The following is a 23,095-nucleotide window of genomic DNA, read 5'->3' on the forward strand; positions in this document are numbered from 1 at the left end:
AAGCCTTGAATGCGGTGAAGCGGGAGTTCATCAACAGCCAGGATGGCCTCGATAACCCCGCCTACTGGGCTCCGTTTGTGTTGTATGGGGTGTGAGTGCCACAATATCCGCGACTCTCAATCATGGGGATTACGCAATGAGGTGGCTTGGTTTTTTGGTGAGTACAGCCGTATTACTGGCTGGCTGCGCCACGCAGCAAACGGACTCGGCACTGCAAGCACAAGAGACAAGTTTGCAGGCCAAAACTTTGGCCGCTTCTTCGTCCTCGGCCGCATCAAGACCAGCCAGAATCAGCCGGGGAATCCAGCAAACCCATGCCGTGATACGCGTCTATTTTGGTACTGACCGCAAACCGATGAGCAGCAGTGATCCTGCGCGAGCTTTTGGTAGCCAAAAAGCAGGCGGCATAACCTATGGCAACATCGATATCAGCATTCCCCGCGAGCACCGGATGGGCGCCTTGGAGCGCCCTTCCATCTGGCGGTTGGAATTTCGCCCCGATCCTGAAAAACATCTGGTGCTGCTATCCCTGAACCAGCAAGACAAAACACAATTTTTCAGTGAGGTTCTCAAGCGTTCGCGCGCGGGGGAGCGCCCCAAAGCTTTTGTATTTATTCATGGCTACAACGTCAGTTTTGAAAAAGCCGCCAAACGCACCGCCCAGATTTCGTACGATTTGGGATTCGAAGGTGCGCCTATTTTCTATAGCTGGCCTTCTCATGGCACCTTGCCCGGATACCGGAACGACGAAAAAACCGTCGAAGAAAGCGAGCCTTTGATCAAGCAATTTTTGAGCGATATCGCCCATCGGCTGGATAAGGAAGAGATCTACCTGATTGCCCACAGCATGGGTAATCGCCCCACAACGCGCGCACTGGCAAGCTTGCTCACTGAAAAACCCGGATTACGCTCGCGCTTCAAGGAAATTATCCTGATGGCGCCGGATATCGATGCCAAAGTCTTCAAAAACGAAATCGCCCCCAGACTGGTTGCGCCAGGACAACGCATCACCCTTTATGCATCATCCGAAGATATCGCCTTGAAAGGTTCCAAGGTGCTACACAAGGGGCAGAGGCTGGGAGATTCAAGCCCGCAAATCACGGTCATTTCCGGAATTGAATCGATCGACGCCAGCAATGTTGACACCAGTCTACTGGGGCATTCGTACTATGCCGACGCCAGCAGCGTACTTTCCGATTTGTTTGAAGTATTCCGGGATAAAGGCGCAGCCCGTTCGCGCAGTCAATTGACACGGATACCGCTTTCATCGGGAGAGTTCTTCCGTTTCCGTACGCAAAAATTGCAGACACCCAGAGTTGCGGACGCCGATTGACGTGAGGTCACAGAGGCGGAGATCGGAATATTAGATATGGGGGTACAAATAAAAATCGGCGCACTGATTGTGCGCCGATTTATATAAAACTGGCGTCCCCACGGGGATTCGAACCCCGGTTATCGCCGTGAAAGGGCGGTGTCCTAGGCCTCTAGACGATGGGGACAGAGGCAAAGTGGCGCGCCCGAAGAGATTCGAACTCCTGACCCTCTGGTTCGTAGCCAGATACTCTATCCAACTGAGCTACGGGCGCGCTGCTGAGAGGCCGAACTATACAAGCCATGCATGTGCCTGTCAATAACGGCGAACGATGTTTTTCAAAATAACGAAGCAATCGCATGAGCGCGCGCCGATTGACCAACTCCCTATTTGTAACCCCAGCCTACAGAACCTAGAATCAAGGGATACAGCTTCCATCCGATACCACACATGAATCTCCAGCCCTTTTTTAAATTGATGGCGGAACGCAACGCTTCCGATCTTTTCCTTTCCGCCAACTCGCCTATCGTCATCAAGATCCAGGGTGCCTGCTATCCGGTCAATAATCAGGTGCTCTCGGGCGAACACGTCAAGCAGCTTGTCTACCAACTGCTGTCCCCGGAAAGAATTGCCGCTTTCGAGCGAGACATGGAACTCAACATGGGGTACGAAATCCCCGGTGTGGGCAATTACCGGATCAACATTTTCCGCAGCCGGGGCGCTGTAGCCATGGTGGTGCGCTATATCCGGGCCGATCTGCCTACCATTGAAGAGTTGCGAATGCCGGAAACGCTCAAGACCCTGATCATGGAAAAGCGGGGCATCGTATTGCTGGTAGGCGCAACCGGGTCTGGCAAGTCATCCACGGTTTCTGCGATGCTGGAATATCGCAATCAAAACCACAACGGCCACATCCTGACCGTCGAAGACCCTGTCGAATTCATTTACACCCACAAGAAATCTCTGGTCAACCAGCGTGAGATCGGTGTGGATACAAAGAGCTATTCCGAGGCGCTGAAAAACGCGATGCGCGAAGCCCCCAACGTGCTAATGATCGGCGAAATTCGCGACCGCGAAACCATGTCGTACGCACTGCAATACGCGCTGGCAGGCCACCTGTGCATCTCTACTTTGCATGCCAACAACAGCTACCATTCACTCTCCCGTATCGTAAACTTCTTTCCGCTCGAAGCGCGCGAGAGTCTGCTCTATGATCTTTCCAACTCGCTCAAGGCGGTCGTTTCGCAGCGACTGGTAAGAGGCAAAGCCGGCAAGCTCATACCGGCGGTGGAGGTGATGCTCAATACCAGCTACATTGCGGAATTGATCCGCAACGGCGAGCTTTCAAAAATCAAGGAAGCCATGGAGCAGACGCTTTCAGAAGGCTCCCAGACGTTCGAGCAGGCACTCTACCGCCTCTATCGCGACGGCGAGATCGAGCTGGACGAAGCATTGCGCAACGCCGATTCGGCGACCAACCTTTCCTGGATGATCAACAACGCGCAGACCATCGAAGAGCGCGAGCAGGTGGTGCGTGACAAGAATGCCAGCAGCCAAACCAACAAGAAAGCGGGCGACGACCAGGACGGTGGCAATTTGATGTTCGACATGTCCCTACACTAAAAAACCATGAAGCTCTACGGCATCACCAACTGTACCACCGTCAAAAAGGCACGCGCTTGGCTGGATGAGCATGTGCTGGCTTATGAATTCCATGACTTCAAGAAATCCGGCATGGCAGCCGAACTTCTGGAAGCCTGGATCGAGCAGTGTGGATGGGAGTTGCTACTGAACCGCCGGGGAACCACCTGGCGCAAGCTCGACACCGCACTTCAGGCAAATATTGTTGATGCCAATTCTGCCAAGGCAGTGATGCTGGCCCATCCTTCCATCATCAAGCGCCCTATTCTTGACAAAGATGGTAGGATTTATATCGGCTTCAAACCTGAACAATACGAGACCCTATTCCGATGACCTCCCCGACCCTTACCCTCGCCCAGGAACTGATCCGCCGCAACTCGATCACGCCGGAAGATGCCGGTTGCCAGCAATACATCGCCGAGCGCTTGGCAAAAATCGGCTTTGCCAACGAGCACATGCCGCACAAGGAAGTGCTTAACCTGTGGTCACGGTTCGGAACAAGCGGCCCGGTCTTGGTCTTTGCCGGACATACCGATGTTGTTCCCACCGGCCCGGCCGAGCGCTGGCAACACCCTCCGTTCGCGGCAGAAGTACATGACGGCATTCTTTACGGCCGTGGCGCGGCAGACATGAAAGGTTCGGTCGCGGCTTTCATTGTCGCCGTGGAAAACTTCCTGAAAAAGCACCCCAATCCCAAGGGATCCATCGCACTGTTGCTGACTTCGGACGAGGAAGGTCCGGCCGTGGAAGGCACTGTTCGGGTGGTTGAAGCGCTGCAAGCGCGCAACGAAGTCATCGATTACTGCATCGTTGGTGAACCGACCTGCGAGAAAACCGTGGGCGACACGATCAAGAACGGTCGCCGTGGCTCACTCTCCGGCACGCTGGTCGTCCAAGGTATCCAGGGGCACATTGCCTATCCGCATTTGGCCGACAACCCCGTCCACCGACTTGCCCCGGCACTGACCGAGCTTGCTGCCACAGAATGGGATCAAGGGAACGAATTCTTCCCGCCCACATCCTGGCAGGTTTCCAATATCCGCGGGGGAACCGGTGCGACCAACGTCATTCCGGGTACGGTCGAAGTATTGTTCAACTTCCGCTTCTCAACGGCCAGCACCGAGGAGGGGCTTAAAGCCCGCGTGCACGAGATTCTTGACCGTCACGGGCTGAAATATCAGTTGCAATGGGAGCTTTCCGGTGAGCCATATCTCACAGGCAGTGGTGCGCTGGTCGATGCATTGCGCGAAGTAATCAGGGGGACCTGCGGCATGACACCGGAACTATCCACCAGCGGCGGCACTTCCGACGGGCGTTTTATCGCCAAGCACTGCCCGGAAGTTGTCGAATTCGGCCCGCTCAACGCCACCATTCACAAAATAGACGAGCACGTTCCAGTCAACGACCTGGAAATATTGTGTAAAGTCTACGAAATGGTGCTGGAAAAATTGGTTGCCTGAAGCAATAAATGAAGAATCGCGATTGCGGACGGATGGGAGAACATCGCATGAATCACATTCTGCTGGTCGACGACGACGAACGCGTCTTGTTTTCTCTCCGACGCCTGCTTGGTCGCATGCCCTGCGCCTACGAAGGAAAGAATTATCCTTTACAGGTGGAAGTCTGCCACGATCCGCTTGAGGCCATCGAGTATGTGCGCCAGCATGATCTCGACCTCGTAATTGCCGACTACCGCATGCCTCAGATAGATGGGATTACTTTTCTGAAGAAATGCCGCGATATCCAGCCCAACATGTCCCGGATGCTTCTTTCCGGACAGGCCGATCTCGAAGCCATGATAAGTGCAATCAACGAAGCTCAGATCTATCGCTTCATAGCCAAACCCTGGGATGACCACGAGCTAGTTTTCAGCATCGGGCAGTGCTTGGCGCACCATCATCACTTGAGAGCGGAAAGCCGCAAACTGGCAGAGCTGCAAGCCAACCTGCTTGGGCAACAAGAGGGAAGTTAGCTTGGCCTTCCATTGGCAACGCCCCGCTACCCGGAAAGCTGGCGGCCAGTTTGATTCACGAACAGCGAAAATTCCCGTTCAGCCCTGAACGGCCATGTTTGCCAGACCGATCTGATTGCGGCCCGCTGCCTTGGCCCGATAGAGTGCTTCGTCCGCAGCTTCGATCAAAGCTCGGCTGCTCATGCCCGGATCGAGCCGCGCCAGACCAGCACTGAACGTGGCATGAAAAACCCCGTCGCCGCGCTGCAAATCCAGCGCGGAGAAACGGTTGCGCAAGTAATCCATTTGCTGTGCGGCACGGATCAGCGTGGTATCCGGAAAAATCACTGCGAACTCTTCTCCACCGTAACGCCCCGCAAAGGCCGCCTCCCTGACGTGCTGGCGCAGCAATCGAGCCAAGCTCTTGATGACCCGGTCGCCGGTCGAATGGCCGAAGTTGTCGTTAACCTGCTTGAAATGATCGATATCTATCATTGCAAAAGCCAGCGGCGATTGCTCTGCCTTGGCGCGTGCAATTTCGTGCGTCAGGCTATCGGTAATATGGGTGTGGTTGAGCAAGCCCGTGAGACTGTCGCAGGTCATCCAGCGGCGCAAACGGCGGTATCGGGCAGCGGTAATGGACACGGCGGCAATCAGTTCGTCGCCATCGCTGGATTTGACGAGAAAATCGTCACCGCCCATGCTGCGCGCCATCAGTTGCCGACCACGGCTGGTTTCCGTGGAAAGAAACACGATGGGAATGCTGTCGTAGCTGGCATGCTGGCGGACGACTTGGGCAATTTCGTCGCCCGTGCATTCCGGCATGTAGACATCCATGAGGATGATTTCCGGCTTGAAACGCTCCAGCGAGAGGAAGATATTAAGCGGATTGTGCAGGACAGCCACTTGCATGCCTGCTTGAGTCAACATCGTGCGGGTCCACGTCGCAGAGGTTTCCGAATCGTCGACAACCAGAACGCGATATGGGCTTTCATGGCTGCGCTCCAGAAGGTGATCCAGTCGATCAATCAAGCGCAGGAGGTCAAATGGCTTGCCAATGAAATCGGTGATGCCGCTACGCAACAGCTCCAGTTGGCGCACTACGGGCAGAGGCTCCGAAATAAACAGAACCGGCCCTTTGGCCAGCTTGGCCGCAAGCGGGAGCGCTTGAGACAGCGGGGCATCTTCCAGTCCAGACTCATCCACCAGCAACGCGGCCGGCGGCGTGCCGTGCATGGCAGCCAATAGCCAGCTTTGCTTGGTGAACACCTTGACCGAAAAGCCGAACAGGTCCAGTTGACTGGATATTTCTGCCGCTTGTTGTTGCTGGCAGGTCACCAGATAGATCAGCGTTGGTTGATTTTCACCCATGAAATGACCGTCAAGCAAAATTTTGCTGACAGCATAGCAGATGCCCGCCCTTTCATGTTCACGAGTTATTGCGTTCAAAGAAATGTAATTGTCTGCGCCATTTCTTGGTCGGGCGGCCACGGACATCGGGATGTTCGAAGCGAGGCGCCAAGGCTTTTTCTTCCGCTGCACGCGCCCGTTTTTCGGCACTTTCCGGCGTTTCCGCATACAGAGTGCGCGCCACTTCCGCTGGTCCTCGCTTGTCGGCAAGCGCCACGACCTCAACCTCAAATTCGCCGTGAGTCGCAAGAATGCGCAACATGTCACCGATTTTCACGGTTCGCGCCGGTTTGACCTTGTCGCCGTTCAGATGGACATGCCCGCCTTCGATTGCCTCTGTCGCCAGGGAACGGGTCTTGAAGAATCGTGCGGCCCACAGCCATTTGTCGAGGCGAACCTTGTCGTTATCGTTCATGGTGCTTTCCATAAACAAACTCCCCGGCTGGCGGGGAGTTTGTATTTGATTGCTTGAGCATCACTCGGCAGCGCGCATGGCCCTGCGGCGGTCGTTTTCCGAAAGATGGCGCTTGCGGATACGGATGTTCTGCGGTGTGATTTCTACAAGCTCATCATCATCAATGAACTCAACGGCCGACTCCAGGGTCAGCTTGATCGGCGTAGTCAAACGCACGGCTTCGTCAGTACCGGAAGCGCGCACGTTGGTCAGCTTCTTGCCCTTGATCGGGTTGACGACCAGATCGTTGTCGCGGCTGTGAATGCCGATGATCATGCCTTCATAGAGCTTGTCGCCCGGACTTACGAACATGCGGCCGCGGTCTTCGAGGTTCCACAGCGCGTAGGCCACGGCTTCGCCGTTTTCCTGCGAGATCAGCACGCCATTGTGGCGACCCGGCATATCGGCCTTGACCGGCGCATAGTCGTCAAACACGTGGCTCATCAGGCCGGTACCACGGGTCATGGTCATGAAATCGCCCTGGAAGCCGATCAAGCCACGTGCCGGAATGTGGTACTCCAGACGGGTACGCCCCTGGCCGTCCGATTCCATATTGGTCAGCTCGCCACGACGGCGGCCGATTTCTTCCATGACAGCGCCCTGGTGGCCATCTTCCAGATCGATGGACAGGTTTTCATACGGCTCGCACTTTTCGCCGTTGATGTCCTTGTACACCACGCGCGGCTTGCCCACGGCCAATTCGAAGCCTTCACGGCGCATGTTTTCCAGCAGGATGGTCAGGTGCAGTTCACCTCGGCCGGAGACGCGGAAGATATCAGTGTCATCGGTATCTTCGACGCGCAACGCGACGTTGGTCAGCAGCTCCTTGGTCAGACGATCACGGATCTGGCGGCTGGTAACGAACTTGCCTTCGGTGCCGGCGAGCGGTGAGGAGTTCACCATGAAGTCCATGGTCAATGTCGGTTCGTCGACGGTCAGCATCGGCAAACCGATGGGATTGTCCTTATCGGAAATCGTGAGGCCGATACCGATATCATCAATGCCGGAAATAATGATGATGTCGCCAGCTTCGGCTTCTTCAACCGGAACGCGGTCCAGCCCCTGAAAGCCCAATACCTGATTGATGCGGCCTTGGCCAACCTGCTCTTCGTGATTCATTACCACTACGGACTGGCCAGGCTTGATGCGACCGTTCAGGATGCGGCCAACGCCTAGGCGGCCGGTGTAGGTCGAGTAATCAAGCTGGGCGATCTGCAATTGCAGCGGGGCTTCCGGGTCTCCGGCAGGTGCGGATACATGCGAGAGAATCGTTTCGAATAGCGGACGCATGGTATCGGAGGGGGTATCGATATCCAGCGTGGCGAAACCGTTGAGTGCAGAGGCGTAGACAATCGGGAAATCCAGCTGCTCATCAGTGGCGTGCAAGTTCACGAACAGATCGAAAGTCTGGTTGATCACCCAGTCAGGACGTGCGCCCGGGCGGTCGATTTTGTTGACCACGACGATAGGCTTCAAGCCTTGTGCCAGTGCCTTCTTGGTTACGAAGCGGGTTTGCGGCATCGGGCCTTCGACGGCATCCACAAGCAGAAGTACGCTGTCGACCATGCCGAGCACGCGTTCCACTTCACCACCGAAGTCGGCGTGACCCGGGGTGTCAACAATGTTGATATGCACGCCTTCGAATTCGATGGCGGTGTTCTTGGCCAGAATCGTAATGCCGCGCTCTTTTTCCAGATCGTTGGAATCCATCACGCGCTCGTCAACCTGCTGGTTGTCGCGGAAAGTGCCGGATTGGCGCAGAAGTTTGTCGACCAGCGTGGTTTTGCCGTGGTCAACGTGGGCGATAATGGCGATATTGCGGATGGCGCGGGTCATTGTGAACAGCCGGTATTTTGGGAAACCGGGGATTCTAGCATGTCCGGATGACTATTTGATTGTCAATCTGACAACCCAAAGCTGCGCAGGGCCGGTTTCAGGATCGCGGGAATTTTCAGAGGGTGTGTATTTTGTCCGTCTCGACCGGCTCGCCTTTCATTCCCAGAAGGCGGCCCAAGCCCACCAGCATGCCCGCCGTGGCGCCCCAAACCGTGATGCCTTCCAGTTCGATGAAATGCGAACGCACGCGCATGCCGGAACGCATGACCCAGCGCCGCTCGTAATGCCCCGGATCGATCAGTGCGGCAAGCGGCAGCTCGAATACTTCGGCAACCTCACGCGGATCGGGCTTGAGCAGGAACCCCGGACGTACCAATCCAACAACGGGCGTCACCCGGAAAGCACTGGCGGTGACATAGCTTCCCATTTCGCCCAGTACCCTGACCCGTTCAGGCATCAAGCCGATTTCTTCATGCGTCTCGCGCAGCGCGGCCGCCACGGCATCGGCGTCTTCCGGCTCGATTGCGCCTCCGGGGAAACTGACCTGTCCCGGATGCTTGTTCAGATTCAGGGCTCGCCGGGTCAGCAATACGGTCGGTCCCGACAGGTGAGTGACGATTCCGATCAACACCGCAGCAGGCAACATCGGTTCGATGCCGGCAATATCATGCCCGGCCGACTCATTTGCCCGTTCCAGTCGTTTTTTCAGCCAGTTGGCCAAGGCTTCATCGCCATGCGGCAACATTCGCTATCCAATTTCGTATCGATTCATGCCTGATGCAGTTGCGCAGCAAGCGCTTGTGCAAGCCTCTTCATGGCCGGGTATTCTGCGGCAGCCTCGTCGAGGCGCCCTTCCCTGCCCGCTCGCTCCAGAGACAAGGCGCGCGCAGCCAGGGATTTCGCCCCCAACTGAATCGAAGCACCTTTGAGTTTGTGCGCGACAGTCTGGACGACCTCGGCTTGCTTGTCGTCCAGCGCTTTTTCGAGAGCGGCCAAACATTCGATTTGCGTTGGGAAATACAATGCCAGTAATTCGTCGCGCATATCCATGCCCAGCATTTTATGAAGATCGGCAAAAGTAATTTCGATGCTGGCCAGATCGTCCCGCAGTTCATCCGATGTATCCGAAATTTCCGGATTTTCTCCGGTTGTTGTCTCTCCAGTCATCTCATCCGCATCGGGCGTCAATTCCGGCAACCAGCGGATCAAGGCTCGCAGCAAGGTTTCACGGGTAAAAGGTTTGGAAACAAAGTCATTCATGCCTGCGGCGATGCAACGATCCGCATCGGACTTGAACGCATTGGCCGTCAAGGCAATAATCGGAACCGAGCCCCTTTCCCCGGGCATTGCCCGAATGGCGGCAGCGGCAGAAAAACCGTCCATTTCCGGCATCTGGCAATCCATCAAAACCAGATCGTATTCCCAGCTTTCCAGTGCTGTGAGCGCAACTTTACCGTTTTCCGCCACATCTACCTGACAACCCATTCCTTCCAGCATCAATGCAGCCAGCCTCTGATTTACCGGATTGTCTTCCGCCAACAAAATATGGGGGCGAGAGACCGGCAAATTCCATGCCTTGATGAGAGGAGGCATTTCCTGCTGTTTGCCATTCAGGCGCAGAGCGTCGCGCACGCAGTGCAGCAAATGCGACTGGTGAATCGGTTTGCCAAGACTTGTCACAAACAGGACGTCCTCCGGATTTTCATGCAGAGGCAATGAGGCAAGCACAGTCTTGAGGCGGATCAGCGGTAATTCTTTCCAGCGTGGCGAACCCGCCAAATGACGTGCGAAGGCATATTCTTCGCCTTGGGCTGTCTGTGCATCGACGATCGCCAGAAGAAAACTTTCACTTGTTTCCTTGGAAAGCAGCGCCTGCGCCTCCCGGAGGTTCTCGCATCCGACGGCCACCAGGCCGATGGATTCCAGCTGCATTGCCAGTTGTTCGCGATACAAGGGGGAGGATTCCACAATCAATACTCTGCCCCCCAGGCATTCCTGGGAAAGCAGGTTCAATTCGCAACAGGCAGGGGCCTCATGCAATATCACTTCAAACCAGAACAGGGAGCCGGCCCCTGGCGTGCTTTGTACTCCCAGCACGCCCTGCATGGTTTCGACCAGCCTGCGGCAAATGGAAAGCCCCAGCCCGGTGCCACCGAAACGGCGTGTCGTCGAGGCGTCGGCTTGGGTAAAGGGCTGAAAAAGTCTTGCTTGTACTTCCGGAGGAATGCCGATGCCAGTATCCCGCACCTCGACACGCAGACGAATTCGCCCGTCGGACCTTTCGACGATGCTGGCTCGCGCAACCACCTCGCCGTATTCGGTAAACTTGACCGCGTTGTTGAGCAAGTTGAGCAAAATCTGGCGTAACCGCACCGGATCGCCCTTTGCCCAGAGCGGGACCGTCGGGGTGACGAGGAAGGCCAGATTGATGTTCTTTGCTGCGGCCTTGGGAGTGACGATATCGAGGGAGTCTTCCAGCGCGCTACGCAGGTCGAAATCGATCTCTTCCAGCTCAAGGCGGCCGGCCTCAATCTTCGAAAAATCCAGCAGATCGTTGATGAGTGTCAGCAAGGTATCGCCTGCCGTGTGGATCGAATCCACGAAATCGGCCTGACGGGATGTCAGCGCTGTTTCTGCAAGCAAAGTGGAAAAACCCAGAACCGCATTCAGCGGCGTACGTATTTCGTGACTCATGTTCGCGAGGAACTCGCTCTTGGCACGACTGGCCTCTTCTGCTGCGCGCCGCGCCTCCAGAAGTGCGATTTCGTTACGCTTGCGCTCGCTGATATCAATGTTCACCCCGAGCATGCGTGTCGGGCATCCAAGATCATCGTGGCTGACCACCCGCCCTACGCCCTGAATCCAGCGCCATTCTCCGGATTTGGCCAGCATGCGGTATTCACAGGAATAATATGGAGTCTCCCCCCGCCAGTGCGCTTCGTGGGCCGCCATGGTTCGTACATAGTCATCGGGATGCACCAGTACCTGCCAGGAAAACAGGTTCTGGTGGATATCATCGAGCGAGTATCCGATCATCTCACCCCATTTGCCGCCATATACCACCTCATTGGTCAGCAGGTTCCAGTCCCAGGTTCCAAGCCGCGCGCAGTCGATGGTAAGCGAGATCCGTTCGCGACTTTCACGCAGGTCCGCCTCTTGGCGCAGCATGTCGGTAATGTCGGCAAAAGTCCCGACTATCCGGATGACTTCGTCCTTGGCGTTGCGTTGCTGCACCAGCCTGCTGCGGACGGAAACCACATGTCCGTCTTTGTGCTGGAAGCGGAAAACCTCTTCAAAGCGGGTCGAATGCCCTTGCACGAAAGCATCGATCAGCTGCAGGCTTCGTTCGCGGTCTTCCAGCAAAACAAGCGCTTCCCACATCGCCAGCGTGTTATCGAGTTCAAATTCCTGATAGCCGAACATGGATTTCCACTGGGCGGAATACCACATCTGCCCGGAAACGAGATCCCAATCCCAGATACCCTCCTGTGCGGCTTGCGCTGCCAGTGCAAATCGCTCCTCCGATTGGCGCAACGATTGTTCGAGCATTTTTTGCGCCGTTACATCCTGAACCACACCGATAACGCTTTTCTGGCCGTCCTCATCCTCGGCTATCAGCATGTGGATATGCTGGTAACACAACTCACCATCGGCCAACCGTACACGAAACAGCAAGGATCGCCGCCCCTGAAAATGCAGTGCATCGCGCAGCGAGGCAACGATCTGTTCCCTGTCGTCTTCGTGGATGTACCGGAACCATTCGGCAAAGCTGCCCGTGAAGTCCTCCTGACTGACCCCGTAGAGGGCACAAGCCTTGTTGTCGGCGCTGAAATAATTGCTGTTCGGCCACCATTGCCATACGCCCAGCTCCGCGGCATCAAGCGCTAGAGCCAGACGGTGTTGCATCATTGCTTTTTCTTGTTCCTGTTGCCTGCGCCAGGAGATATCTCTCAGCATGAGCACGAAAAACAGGTCTTCGCCTGCAATACATTCGCCAACCGAGATTTCCGCGACAAAACGCCGCCCTTCATGGTCAATCAGCGTTCCCTCAAGTGTTTTTTCCGGAGTGCTGGCAATGAGTTCGCGGATGCGCGCCTCGTCGAAATTGATCAGTCCCGGAGTCAGTATCCCCGCATTTCGCCCCAGGATTTCTTCCTCGACGTAACCAAACAATTTCTGGGCCGCCCTGTTGAAACTGCGTATGGCGCCTTGCCGGTCAACGGTGATGATCGATTCAGCCGTGTTGTTGAAAATGGCTTCCAGTTGCGCTTCACGGGCACGCGCGGTTGCCGACATTTTTTCGGCCAGAAACAGGGCTATTTTGCGGGTATGGCCGGCAGCCAGTACAAACCAGGCCAGGAATAACGAAATCAGCGTTCCACCAAGCATGATGGAAAACGGATAACTTCGCTGGACGAACGGAACGATCGCTTTGTCGGTGGAAACGTTAAGAACGAATTCGGCATCGCCAAAACGCATCGGAATATCCCGCTCGAAATTCCGGCGCGCAGGCTGAGTATCCTGTGGTTTGCTTTCCTGTTCATTGTCCGAGTCAAACAACAGCGATGACGGATTTTTGGTGGCGCCGGAAAAAAGCATCACCCTCAGCGGTTGATCTTCGCTTATCTTCAAGCCGGCCATCATTCCTGGCAGGTGGATCGGGGCATAAACCCAGCCATACAGCGCTTGCCGACGCTGCTCTGGCGTCGAAACCGGCATGCCGTCGCGATAGCATGGCAGCATGAGAACGAAATATTTTCCGGGGAAAGGAGCCGACACGAGAGAAACCGGCCCATGGACAACGACTTGTCCGGTACGCATGGCCAAATCGAGTTTTTCTTTTCGATCGGGCGCCGTTGCATTGTCAAAACCGATGGATTGCTTGTTCAGCGCATATGGCTCCGTCATTTCAACGATGTAGCCATCGCCATTGCCTGCCGAGACGCCATAGGTTTTAAGGCGAAAAGAAGGATCGTTTCTTCTTTGCCGGGAAAGGTATTTTTCCATCCCGGTTGCTGGAACGTAACGCATGAAGCCAATACCGAGAAGGCCAGGCCTTTCCTCGGGCAGGTTGCGTCCGGCCAGGAAACGGCGCAGATCGTTCTGGTTCTGTTTGCCCTGCAAGGTTACGACCAACCCGCGGATACTGGACATCAACGACGTGGTTGCATCGAGATAAAGTGTTGCCTCCTTTTCCAGCTGGCTGCTGGCACGAAAGAAATCCGCCTGGGCCCTGGCTATGTTCTGCAAATGGACGAAGTACGCCAGCCCCAATGTAACAAGCAAACCCGTTGCGCCAACCGCAAATGCCAGTAGCCATACCTTGCCTTGAATTGTCTTGGGCAAACGCATTGTGCGGTTATTCCTTTGAGTGCCTGTTCATAGTCTTGCTGTGAGTGCCTGATCTGGGCTCACGCGTTGCTCGGATCCTAGTCATGACTGCGGCTTGCTTCGCGCCTCCGGAGCTCGAAAACACGTCCAAGCAGCGACACAAACTTGCGTGACTGACTACTAGGGATATTAGACCGCACGTCATCTGCCTGCCACTGGCTGCGTTATAATCCCCTCTTTCCGATCACCGCTGCATGCAACCGGCCATGACCCGCAAGATTCTCGTTACCTCTGCCCTGCCCTATGCCAACGGCGCCATCCATCTGGGCCACCTTGTTGAATACATCCAGACCGATATCTGGGTCCGTCTGCAAAAAATGCGTGGGCACACCTGCCACTATGTTTGCGCCGACGACACGCACGGTACGCCGGTCATGCTTTCAGCCGAGAAGGCCGGCATGACGCCCGAGCAACTGATCGACCGCGTCAACGCCGAGCACCAGGCCGATTTCGCCGGCTTCCATGTCGCGTTCGATAACTACTACAGTACGCACTCGCCCGAGAACAAGGAGCTGGTCTATCGCATCTATTCGGCGCTCAAGACCGACGGCAAGATCGTATGCCGCACCATCGAGCAGCTGTTTGATCCGGAAAAGAACATGTTCCTGCCGGATCGTTTCGTCAAGGGCGAATGCCCGAAGTGCGGCGCCAAAGATCAGTACGGCGATTCGTGCGAGGTATGCAGCGCCACCTACAGCCCGACCGAACTCAAGAACCCGTATTCCGCCGTATCCGGGGCGACGCCGGTATTGAAATCCTCCGAGCACTATTTCTTCACGCTCGGCGCCTGCCAGAATTTTCTCCAGCAGTGGACCACGCAGCCCGGCACGTTGCAGCCCGAAGCCGCCAACAAGATGCAGGAATGGCTGGCCAGTGACCTGCGCGACTGGGACATCTCGCGCGATGCGCCCTACTTCGGCTTCGAAATTCCCGATGCGCCGGGCAAGTTCTTCTATGTCTGGCTGGATGCTCCGATCGGCTACATGGCGTCCTTCAAGAATCTCTGCGGCAAACTGGGGCTGGATTTCGACGAATACTGGAAACCTGATTCCAAAACCGAGTTGTATCACTTCATCGGCAAGGACATCCTCTATTTTCACGCCCTGTTCTGGCCGGCCACGCTCAAGTATGCCGGCCTGCGCACGCCGACCGGCATCTTCACCCACGGCTACCTGACCGTTGGCGGCCAGAAGATGAGCAAGAGCCGCGGCACCTTCATCACCGCCAAGAGCTACCTCGACCAAGGCCTGAACGCCGAGTGGCTGCGCTACTACTATGCGGCCAAGCTCAACAGCAAGATCGAGGATATCGACCTCAACCTCGAAGACTTCGTCGCCCGCGTGAATGCCGATCTGGTCGGCAAGTACATCAACATCGCCAGCCGAGCAGCCGGTTTCATCACCAAGCGCTTTGGCGGCCAACTGGCCGCTGATCTGGGCGAGGCGCCGCTATTGACCCGCCTGCAAGCTGCCAGCGAAGAAATCGCCAAGACCTTCGAAGCACGCGAGTACGGTCATGCCATTCGCCTTGTCATGGCACTTGCCGACGAGGTCAACCAGTACGTCGATCAGAACAAGCCTTGGGAAATGGCCAAACAGGAAGGCCGCGATGCTGAACTGCAACAGGTCTGCACGGTGTTGATCAACGCCTTCCGCCTGCTCACCATCTACCTCAAGCCGGTGCTGCCAAAACTCGTCGCAGAGGTCGAAGCCTTCCTCAACATCGCACCGCTGACCTGGGCCGATGCGGCAACACTGCTCACCGGCCACACGATCAATGCTTACCAACACCTGATGACCCGCATCGACCCGAAGCAGATCGATGCCCTCGTCGAAGCCAACAAACAAACTCTGGAACCTGCCGTGACCGAACAAGCCAAACCGGAATACGAAATCCCCGCCATCGAACCGACGATCAGCATCGACGACTTCATGAAAATCGATCTGCGCGTTGCCAAGATCGTGGAGGCCAAGGCTGTCGAAGGCGCGGACAAGCTGGTCTCGCTCACGCTCGATATCGGTAGCGAAACCCGCCATGTATTCGCCGGCATCAAGTCGGCATACAAGCCGGAAGATCTGGTTGGCCGCATGACCGTGATGGTCGCCAACCTGGCGCCGCGCAAGATGAAGTTCGGCATGAGCGAGGGTATGGTGCTGGCCGCAGGCGGCGACGGCGGTCTCTACATCCTCACGCCGGACGAAGGCGCCAAGCCGGGTATGCGCGTGAAGTAACCGCACCGCATGACTCATCGCAAAGGGCACGAAGCACACCAGACTTCGTGCCCTTTTTCATGGCTCAGTCACAGGAGCAGAGATGATTGCCAAACGAATTCGGATTTACGGACGGGTGCAAGGCGTGGGCTTTCGCTGGTCGACCTGCCGCGAAGCCCGCCGTCTGGGAGTTAAAGGATGGGTACGCAATCGCGACGATGGAAGCGTGGAAATCCATGCCCAAGGCAACGCGGAATCCATCGCTGCATTGGAGGCTTGGGCAACCCAAGGCCCTCCTGCTGCGCGCGTTGACCGAATGGAGGCCACCGCAATGGCAATCGAGCTTTTCGATAATTTTATGGAATATCCGAACGGCTGAATGCAGCATTACAAAGAAAGCCGCACTTCCAGCCCCAATCCCTCGATCCGGGCTTTAAAGGCCTCCATCCACTCAGCCGGCAGCGCACTCAGGCCCGCGCCTTCCGGCAGCATCGGACGGCGCGCCAAGCCATAGAGCAACACTCCTTTGAGCGCCACACCTTCATCCAGCCGGGCTTTGACAAAATCCAGCCAAGCGACGATTTCCTCATCTGAAGGTGGTTCACCGTTGCGGGCGAACATGCAGGTCTGCAGCCAGGTGGAACAACGTGCAGCGGCAGAAGCCATGCGGCGCGCCACTTGTGTGGACGAGAGCACCACCTGGTTGACGGGATTGAAACGGCCATCCGGCGCGCGGTCAAACTTGAACCAGACTTCGCCATTGAGCTGGCGCATGTTTTCAAGCGCTGACAGCACTTCAGGCCGCCCCAACTGGCTGCCGTTGGTAATCAGCACCAACTTGATCTTGCCAACCAAACCGAAGTCTTCCAGTACGCGCCCCACGATCTCGACGCTTTGCGAAAACTGCTTGCAGGTCGTGGGCTCGCCATTGCCGGAAAAAGCGATGTCGTTCAGACGTCTGGCTTCTTCCGGTACGGAAGACTGCATGAAATCGCCCCGCACGATCTGTTGCAGCATCCAGCGCAACTCGTCTTCAAGTTGCAGTAGATCGATGTGCGGCGCAGCCCCGCGTTCAAGATCGGGAACCTGGCAATAGATGCAACGCCAGTTGCAGGCGTTATTGGGATTGAGGTTGATGCCGACCGAGACACCGCCGGCGCGTCGTGAAACCACTGGGTAGACGTAGGTCAACCCTGCGTTGTCGCGATCATGTTTTTCTACGCTCAAACGATGCTTGAGCGGGGAATCGGATACGATTTTCAAATCTCGCTTGCCTGGAGTCCATTTTATCTGCAAAAACGGACGTTTATTCTTTCAATCTGACCAGCAACACGGGTACGGGAGCATGGCGTACAACGCCTTCCGCCACGCTGCCCAGCAGTACATGTTTCAGGCCGCCATACCCATGTGTGCCCATGATGATCAGGTCGGCATTCCATTTGCCTGCATCTTCAATGATGACCTCGGACATGAGCCCGCCCCAAGTCTCCAGCATGGCCGAGTCCGGGGTGATTCCTGCGGCTTGCATGGCGGCGGTACTTTCTTTCAATACAGCCTGACCTCCTTCGCGCAGGGATGCCTGCAATCTGGGGACATCCAGAAATTCGTTGGCACTCCATGCAAACTGCGCAAGATCGATGACATGAACCAAGCGTACCTCCGCCTCTTCGCTTTTGGCAAAACGCTTGGCCTCTTCAAGCGCGGCACGGCTGGTGGCACTGTTGTCCACGGGAACCAGAATTCGTTTGTACATGATGCACCTCCTTGAACCAAGTCTAGCAGATAGCTGCACGCCCTCCGCAACATAGTTTCATTTCGCATTGCCCGCGTTTCAGCAACTCGATACACTGCCCCTCTGTCCAAGCCATACCTTTGCCCGATGCCGAGACTTCGCCTCGATTTGCCTGAACGCATTCTCCACACGGTCGAGCTCACCGTGCGTGTAACAGACCTCAACTATGGCAACCATCTGGGCAACAATGCTCTGCTCGGGTTGCTGCATGAAGCCCGCCTGCAATGGTTCCGCGCAATGGGTCACACCGACGAACGCAATCTGGGCGGTGCCGGTATCATCCTGGCCGATGCGGCCATCGTTTTCCAGAGCGAAGCCTTCCTTGGCGAAGAACTGCTGATCGAACTGCGCGTGGGAGAAGTGAGCCGCGCCGCGTTCGATCTTTATTATGTTGTCAAATCGAAAAAAGACCTCAGACAGGTGGCCAGAGCCAAGACTGGCGTGGTATTTTTCGACTATGAAACCCGGCGCACCGCGCCGATGCCAGCCGCCTTCAGAGCGGTGATCACGGAGGAAAAATGAAAAAATATCCTTACAACAGCCCGCAAGCGATGGCGCGCATCCTGATCATGCAAATGATCGGGGACGGCAATTTCGACCCAGCCGAGATTGACGAACTGGAACATCTGAATGTCTATGAAATCATTGGCATCAACCGCAAGGATTTCATCCATGTACTGCAGGATTATTGCAACGATTTGAGCGATGAGGCCGATCAGGAAGGCAATATTCACCTAATCGACAAGCAACGCATCGACGATCTGCTGGAAACCGTGGACGAACCGCAAAAGCGCCTGGTTGTCGCGGCGCTCGCTCTCGACATCGCCAAAGCCTGCCACGACTTTTCCGAGGTGGAAATGGCTGTATTCGCCCGCATGCTCCATCGCTGGCATCTCAGCCTGGACGATCTGCAAGCCACTTTCTCGGCCTGATCCTGACAGGGGCGTTCGCGAAATGCGAGCGGCCCTGTTGCGAAATTCACATAATATCCGGACTGTTCAATCCGCTGGCTGCGAGCAGCGCTTGGGTATAAGCGCTTTGCGGCGATACAAGCACGTCCCTGACATCGCCACTTTCCACAACCCGTCCATTTTTCAAAACCATGACCCGGTGCGCCATGGCGCGGACCAGCGCCAAGTCGTGGGTAATCAACAGGTAGCTGATACCGTACTGCTTCTGCAAATCGGCAAGCAAGACCAGCACCTGTTTTTGCACTGTCGCATCAAGAGCGGAAGTCGGTTCATCCAGGACCAGAATGTCCGGTCGCAACATCAGTGCGCGGGCAATCGCGATACGCTGGCGCTGGCCGCCGGAAAACTCATGCGGATAGCGTTCCAGCACTTCGACAGGCAAGCCGACTTGTTCCATGACTCGTTCAGCCCGCAAACGAAGCTCGGAATTTGAAAGAGTGGCCTCGTGAACCAGCAGCCCCTCGGTGACGATCTCACCCACGGTCTGGCGCGGCGACAAAGCGCCAAACGGATCCTGGAATACAATCTGCATATGGCGCCGGGCCTTCCGCAGGCTTGCACCTTTCAACAAATCGAAACGTTCGCCGGCACATTCGATTTCTCCCTGCGAGCCTTGCGCAAGCCGCAACAATGCGGTCGCCAAAGATGTTTTGCCGCTACCGGACTCACCCACGATAGCCAGTGTCTCTGCCCGTGACAGCTCAAGATCCAGCGGTTCAAGCGCTGTGAAATATTCGTCACGCAGGAAACGGCGCTTGCGCCATGTCTGCGCAAGCCCTCGCGCCTTCAAGATGATCCCCGAGTCAGGCAATGGGGAGGCTTGGCGGTCGGGCCGGCTTTCCAGCAACGTTCGCGTATAGGCTTCGCGGGGGGCTGCGAACAATTCAGAAGTTGTCGCTGTTTCGATAATGCGCCCGTACTGCATGACCGCGACCCGGTCGGCAAAACGCCTGACCAGATTGAGATCATGCGTAATCAGCAGCACGGCCATATTGCGTTCGCGCTGTAGCCCGGAAAGCAGATCAAGGATTTGTGCCTGGAGCGTGACATCCAGTGCGGTCGTGGGTTCGTCGGCAATCAGCAGTTCAGGATCGCCAGCCAGTGCCATGGCAATCATGGCACGCTGGCGCTGCCCGCCCGAAAGCTGATGAGGGAACGACTGCAGACGTTTTTCCGCATCGGAGATTCCCACGCGCTCAAGCAAGGAAATCGCCTGCCCGCGGGCTTGCAGACGCGTCAGGCCGCGATGCAGTTGCAGTACTTCACCGATCTGATCGCCGATGGAATAGAGGGGATTCAGTGCCGTCATCGGCTCCTGAAAAATCATGGCGATACGGTTACCGCGCAAAGCGCGCAAACGCGATTCCGGCAGGGCCAGCAGGTTTTCCTCTCTGTATCTGATCTCGCCTTCCAGCCGGGCACCCGGATCCAGCCGCAAAACAGCCCGGGCCGTCACGCTCTTGCCCGATCCCGATTCGCCTACGAGTGCGAGCCTTTCGCCCGCCTTGATGGCGAATGAAATACCGTTCACGGCAGGTTGCCTGGAAGAAGGAAAGTGTACAGAGAGATTGGAAATTTCAAGCAACGGCATGGAATCGGGAACTCCGCTAATCGGTAGCACTATAACCTTTTCGCCTGCGCCTCAGAAAGTGCTGTCTATGATGGGGAATGCCCGAGACCAGAAAGGATTCGTCATGAGTAATGTACGTCCTGCTGCGGTAGCCGGTTATTTTTATCCTGCCGATCGCAACCAGTTGGCCTCCGATATCCGCATGCTGCTGGACAAGACCACGGTCAAGCCAGGCAGCGCGTGCCCCAAAGCGCTGATCGTACCCCACGCAGGTTACATTTACTCCGGCCAGACCGCGGCCCATGCCTATCGTCTATTGGAACCCTGGGCTCAAACCATTTCGCGCGTCGTGCTGCTGGGGCCATCGCACCGGACATTCCTGCGCGGGCTTGCGTTGCCCTCGGCTGATTTTTTTGCCACCCCGCTGGGCGACATTCCCATCGACACGGAAACATGCCAGCGCCTTGCCGCCTTGCCTCAAGTGCATGTCATCCCGACCAGCCACATTTCCGAACACTCGCTGGAAGTGCAGTTGCCGTTTTTGCAAACAGTGTTGAAAACCTTCAGCCTGGTGCCGATGGCCATAGGGCTGGCTAGCCCCCAGGAAATTGCCGATGTGCTTGATTTATGCCGTGGGGGACAGGAAACGCTGATCGTCGTCAGCTCCGACCTCTCCCATTACCAAGCGTATGAACAGGCGCGAATTCACGACACAAACACGCTCAAGCACATTCTCTCGAACGACGGCCAGATTTCCGATGACGATGCCTGCGGTGCCGCGCCCATCCGGGGGTTGTTGTACCTGGCTCGCGATCTCGGATTGAAGGCCGAATTGCTGGACTACCGCAACTCCGGAGATACCGCGGGCGACAAAGACCGGGTCGTGGGGTATGCCGCGATTGCTTTTTCGGAGGCAACATGAGCAAGACCTTGGGAGAAGAACTGCTTGCTCAGGCTCGGTGCGCGATCGACGCTGCGCTGGGTGGCCCGCCCTGCCCTGCTGCGGCAGCCGATCTGCCGGAACTGAACGAGTTGGGCGCAACTTTCGTCACGCTCACCAAGGATGGCCAACTGCGTGGCTGTATCGGATCGCTGCAGGCGTGGCGACCGCTGGTTGAGGACGTTCGTGCCAACGCGGTAGCGGCTGCATTGCACGACCCGCGCTTCTACCCGCTTGAACGCAACGAGTTCGCCTCGATCCATGTGGAGGTTTCCCTGTTGAGTAAACCGGAACCGCTCGAATTTACGGACGAAGCCGATCTGTTGCAGAAGATCGTTCCCCACCAGGACGGACTGATTATCAATCGGCACATGCATCGCGCCACCTTTCTGCCGCAGGTCTGGGAACAGTTGCCCGACCCGCTGCAATTCCTCGCGCACCTCAAGCAGAAATCGGGCTTGCCGGCCGATACCCCCATCGAGCTATTCACCATCCAACGCTATCGGGTGCAAAAATGGAAAGAAAAGTAGCACCGCGCTGGCAGCACAGATTAACCGACGGCCGAATCCAGTGCGATCTCTGTCCGCGTGCCTGCCGCTTGCATGAAGGCCAGCGCGGAGCCTGTTTCATCCGCATGCGCCAAGGCGACGTTGTTATCCTGACTGCCTACGGCCGATCTTCCGGATTCTGTATCGATCCCGTGGAAAAGAAACCGCTCAACCACTTTTATCCGGGATCGAGCATCCTTTCCTTTGGCACGGAAGGCTGCAATCTGGCCTGCAAGTTCTGCCAGAACTGGGACATATCAAAGTCAAGAGAGACGGAAACGCTCATCGACGGTGCCACACCCTCCGCGATTGCCGACGCCTGCAAGATCTACGGCGCGGACAGCGTGGCCTTTACCTACAACGATCCGGTGATCTTCGCCGAATACGCGATGGACGTGGCCGATACCTGCCATGCCGTCGGCGTCAATACCGTCGCCGTCACGGCCGGTTATATCTGCGCCGATGCGCGGCGGGAATTCTTCGCCAAGATGGATGCGGCCAACGTCGATCTCAAATGTTTCACCGATGATTTTTACGTGCGCCTGTGCGGTGCGCACCTGCAACCGGTTCTGGATACGCTGGTTTACCTGAAACATGAAACCGGCGTCTGGCTTGAAATCACGACCCTTTTGATTCCCGGGGAAAACGACAGCCCAGACGAAATCGAAGCCATGTGCCGCTGGATATTGCGCGAACTCGGGCCGGATACGCCACTGCATTTCACAGCCTTCCATCCGGCCTGGAAACTGCTGGACCATCCACCTACCCCGGCCCGGACCTTGGTGGCCGCGAGGGAAATCGCTCAACAGGTCGGGCTTCACTATGTGTATCTTGGAAACATCCACACCACGGATGGCGCAACGACCTGGTGCCCGCAGTGCCATGCCGTATTGATCCGGCGCGAAGGTTACGACATCGCTGAGTACCGCCTCACCGAAGCGGGAACCTGCCCGGACTGCGGCGCAACCATCGCCGGCCGTTTCGGCCAATTCAAGGGCAGTTTCGGCAATCGCAGAATCCCCGTATATCTCGAAAAACGCTGATCCGGACATGCACCTCCATGCCGCTT

20 protein-coding genes and 2 tRNA genes are annotated in these 23,095 nt (G+C 56.5%); 12 read left to right on the forward strand and 10 right to left on the reverse strand.

What is annotated here, in order from left to right; genetic code table 11:
- The first annotated feature begins 157 nt into the window (after nt 1-157).
- On the forward strand, nt 158-1,333 hold the full coding sequence (locus BMZ36_RS04245; protein ID WP_177187772.1) for an alpha/beta hydrolase: 1,176 nt from the start codon (nt 158-160) through the stop codon (nt 1,331-1,333).
- Between the two features lie 90 nt (nt 1,334-1,423).
- Here the strand turns inward: BMZ36_RS04245 and BMZ36_RS04250 are convergent.
- Nucleotides 1,424-1,499, reverse strand: a tRNA-Glu gene (locus BMZ36_RS04250).
- Nucleotides 1,500-1,509: 10 nt separating this feature from the next.
- Nucleotides 1,510-1,586, reverse strand: a tRNA-Arg gene (locus tag BMZ36_RS04255).
- 176 nt (nt 1,587-1,762) lie between these two features.
- Here BMZ36_RS04255 and BMZ36_RS04260 point away from each other — a divergent pair.
- The 4 genes from BMZ36_RS04260 to BMZ36_RS04275 are packed head-to-tail and all read left to right on the forward strand — an operon-like array spanning nt 1,763 to nt 4,925.
- A complete protein-coding gene (locus BMZ36_RS04260; protein ID WP_091191826.1) occupies nt 1,763-2,935 on the forward strand; it encodes a PilT/PilU family type 4a pilus ATPase in 1,173 nt (390 codons plus the stop codon).
- A gap of 6 nt (nt 2,936-2,941) precedes the next feature.
- Complete coding sequence (locus BMZ36_RS04265; protein WP_091191829.1) at nt 2,942-3,286, forward strand: ArsC family reductase; 345 nt, start codon at nt 2,942-2,944, stop codon at nt 3,284-3,286.
- Nucleotides 3,283-4,413 (forward strand): succinyl-diaminopimelate desuccinylase, encoded by a 1,131-nt coding sequence (gene dapE / locus BMZ36_RS04270; protein ID WP_091191832.1) that lies wholly within the window; start codon nt 3,283-3,285, stop codon nt 4,411-4,413. The genes BMZ36_RS04265 and dapE overlap by 4 nt, the downstream gene beginning before the upstream one ends.
- 47 nt (nt 4,414-4,460) lie before the next feature.
- A complete protein-coding gene (locus tag BMZ36_RS04275; RefSeq protein WP_177187773.1) occupies nt 4,461-4,925 on the forward strand; it encodes a response regulator in 465 nt (154 codons plus the stop codon).
- Between the two features lie 78 nt (nt 4,926-5,003).
- Here the strand turns inward: BMZ36_RS04275 and BMZ36_RS04280 are convergent, their stop codons facing one another.
- The 5 genes from BMZ36_RS04280 to BMZ36_RS04300 all read right to left on the reverse strand — a co-directional run bounded on the left by BMZ36_RS04280 (nt 5,004) and on the right by BMZ36_RS04300 (nt 13,956).
- Nucleotides 5,004-6,275 (reverse strand): diguanylate cyclase, encoded by a 1,272-nt coding sequence (locus BMZ36_RS04280; RefSeq protein WP_177187774.1) that lies wholly within the window; start codon nt 6,273-6,275, stop codon nt 5,004-5,006.
- 58 nt (nt 6,276-6,333) lie between these two features.
- A complete protein-coding gene (locus tag BMZ36_RS04285) occupies nt 6,334-6,729 on the reverse strand; it encodes an RNA-binding S4 domain-containing protein (RefSeq protein WP_218142631.1) in 396 nt (131 codons plus the stop codon).
- A 60-nt stretch (nt 6,730-6,789) separates the two neighbouring features.
- On the reverse strand, nt 6,790-8,604 hold the full coding sequence (typA, locus tag BMZ36_RS04290) for a translational GTPase TypA (protein ID WP_091191841.1): 1,815 nt from the start codon (nt 8,602-8,604) through the stop codon (nt 6,790-6,792).
- A 115-nt stretch (nt 8,605-8,719) separates the two neighbouring features.
- Nucleotides 8,720-9,349: a CoA pyrophosphatase gene (locus tag BMZ36_RS04295; protein WP_091191845.1), complete on the reverse strand. Its 630-nt coding sequence runs from the start codon at nt 9,347-9,349 to the stop codon at nt 8,720-8,722.
- 23 nt (nt 9,350-9,372) lie between these two features.
- Nucleotides 9,373-13,956 (reverse strand): PAS domain S-box protein, encoded by a 4,584-nt coding sequence (locus tag BMZ36_RS04300; protein WP_091191847.1) that lies wholly within the window; start codon nt 13,954-13,956, stop codon nt 9,373-9,375.
- 245 nt (nt 13,957-14,201) lie between these two features.
- On the opposite strand from BMZ36_RS04300, the gene metG reads away from it, so the two are divergent.
- Both metG and BMZ36_RS04310 read left to right on the forward strand, forming a co-directional pair.
- Nucleotides 14,202-16,226 carry a methionine--tRNA ligase gene (gene metG / locus BMZ36_RS04305; protein ID WP_091192239.1) on the forward strand — a complete coding sequence of 675 codons (2,025 nt, stop codon included), beginning with the start codon at nt 14,202-14,204 and terminating at the stop codon, nt 16,224-16,226.
- Nucleotides 16,227-16,308: 82 nt separating this feature from the next.
- Nucleotides 16,309-16,584, forward strand: coding sequence for an acylphosphatase (locus BMZ36_RS04310; protein ID WP_091191849.1), 276 nt, complete (start codon nt 16,309-16,311; stop codon nt 16,582-16,584).
- Between the two features lie 8 nt (nt 16,585-16,592).
- On the opposite strand, the gene BMZ36_RS04315 is transcribed toward BMZ36_RS04310, so the two are convergent.
- The gene (locus BMZ36_RS04315) at nt 16,593-17,468 is read right to left on the reverse strand and encodes a radical SAM protein (RefSeq protein WP_245747767.1); all 876 of its coding nucleotides are present in this window, start codon (nt 17,466-17,468) and stop codon (nt 16,593-16,595) included.
- 43 nt (nt 17,469-17,511) lie between these two features.
- Complete coding sequence (locus tag BMZ36_RS04320; RefSeq protein ID WP_091191852.1) at nt 17,512-17,958, reverse strand: universal stress protein; 447 nt, start codon at nt 17,956-17,958, stop codon at nt 17,512-17,514.
- A 126-nt stretch (nt 17,959-18,084) separates the two neighbouring features.
- Here BMZ36_RS04320 and BMZ36_RS04325 point away from each other — a divergent pair, with 126 nt between their 5' ends.
- Both BMZ36_RS04325 and BMZ36_RS04330 read left to right on the forward strand, forming a co-directional pair.
- Complete coding sequence (locus BMZ36_RS04325; protein ID WP_091191855.1) at nt 18,085-18,519, forward strand: acyl-CoA thioesterase; 435 nt, start codon at nt 18,085-18,087, stop codon at nt 18,517-18,519.
- On the forward strand, nt 18,516-18,929 hold the full coding sequence (locus BMZ36_RS04330) for a tellurite resistance TerB family protein (protein ID WP_091191859.1): 414 nt from the start codon (nt 18,516-18,518) through the stop codon (nt 18,927-18,929). Before BMZ36_RS04325 ends, BMZ36_RS04330 begins: the two co-directional genes overlap by 4 nt.
- A 46-nt stretch (nt 18,930-18,975) precedes the next feature.
- Here BMZ36_RS04330 and BMZ36_RS04335 read toward each other — a convergent pair whose 3' ends face one another.
- Nucleotides 18,976-20,559 carry an ABC transporter ATP-binding protein gene (locus tag BMZ36_RS04335; protein WP_091191861.1) on the reverse strand — a complete coding sequence of 528 codons (1,584 nt, stop codon included), beginning with the start codon at nt 20,557-20,559 and terminating at the stop codon, nt 18,976-18,978.
- Nucleotides 20,560-20,662: 103 nt separating this feature from the next.
- Between BMZ36_RS04335 and amrB the strand changes: the two genes are divergently transcribed.
- From amrB to amrS, 3 genes are read left to right on the forward strand one after another with little or no spacing between them, the layout of a single operon-like run.
- Nucleotides 20,663-21,460: an AmmeMemoRadiSam system protein B gene (gene amrB, locus BMZ36_RS04340; protein ID WP_091191863.1), complete on the forward strand. Its 798-nt coding sequence runs from the start codon at nt 20,663-20,665 to the stop codon at nt 21,458-21,460.
- Complete coding sequence (gene amrA, locus BMZ36_RS04345; RefSeq protein WP_091191865.1) at nt 21,457-22,008, forward strand: AmmeMemoRadiSam system protein A; 552 nt, start codon at nt 21,457-21,459, stop codon at nt 22,006-22,008. Before amrB ends, amrA begins: the two co-directional genes overlap by 4 nt.
- A complete protein-coding gene (gene amrS, locus BMZ36_RS04350) occupies nt 21,993-23,069 on the forward strand; it encodes an AmmeMemoRadiSam system radical SAM enzyme (protein ID WP_091191868.1) in 1,077 nt (358 codons plus the stop codon). Before amrA ends, amrS begins: the two co-directional genes overlap by 16 nt.
- The last annotated feature ends 26 nt before the right edge of the window (nt 23,070-23,095 follow it).

The organism is Formivibrio citricus (assembly GCF_900115065.1).
Taxonomy (GTDB): domain Bacteria; phylum Pseudomonadota; class Gammaproteobacteria; order Burkholderiales; family Chitinibacteraceae; genus Formivibrio; species Formivibrio citricus.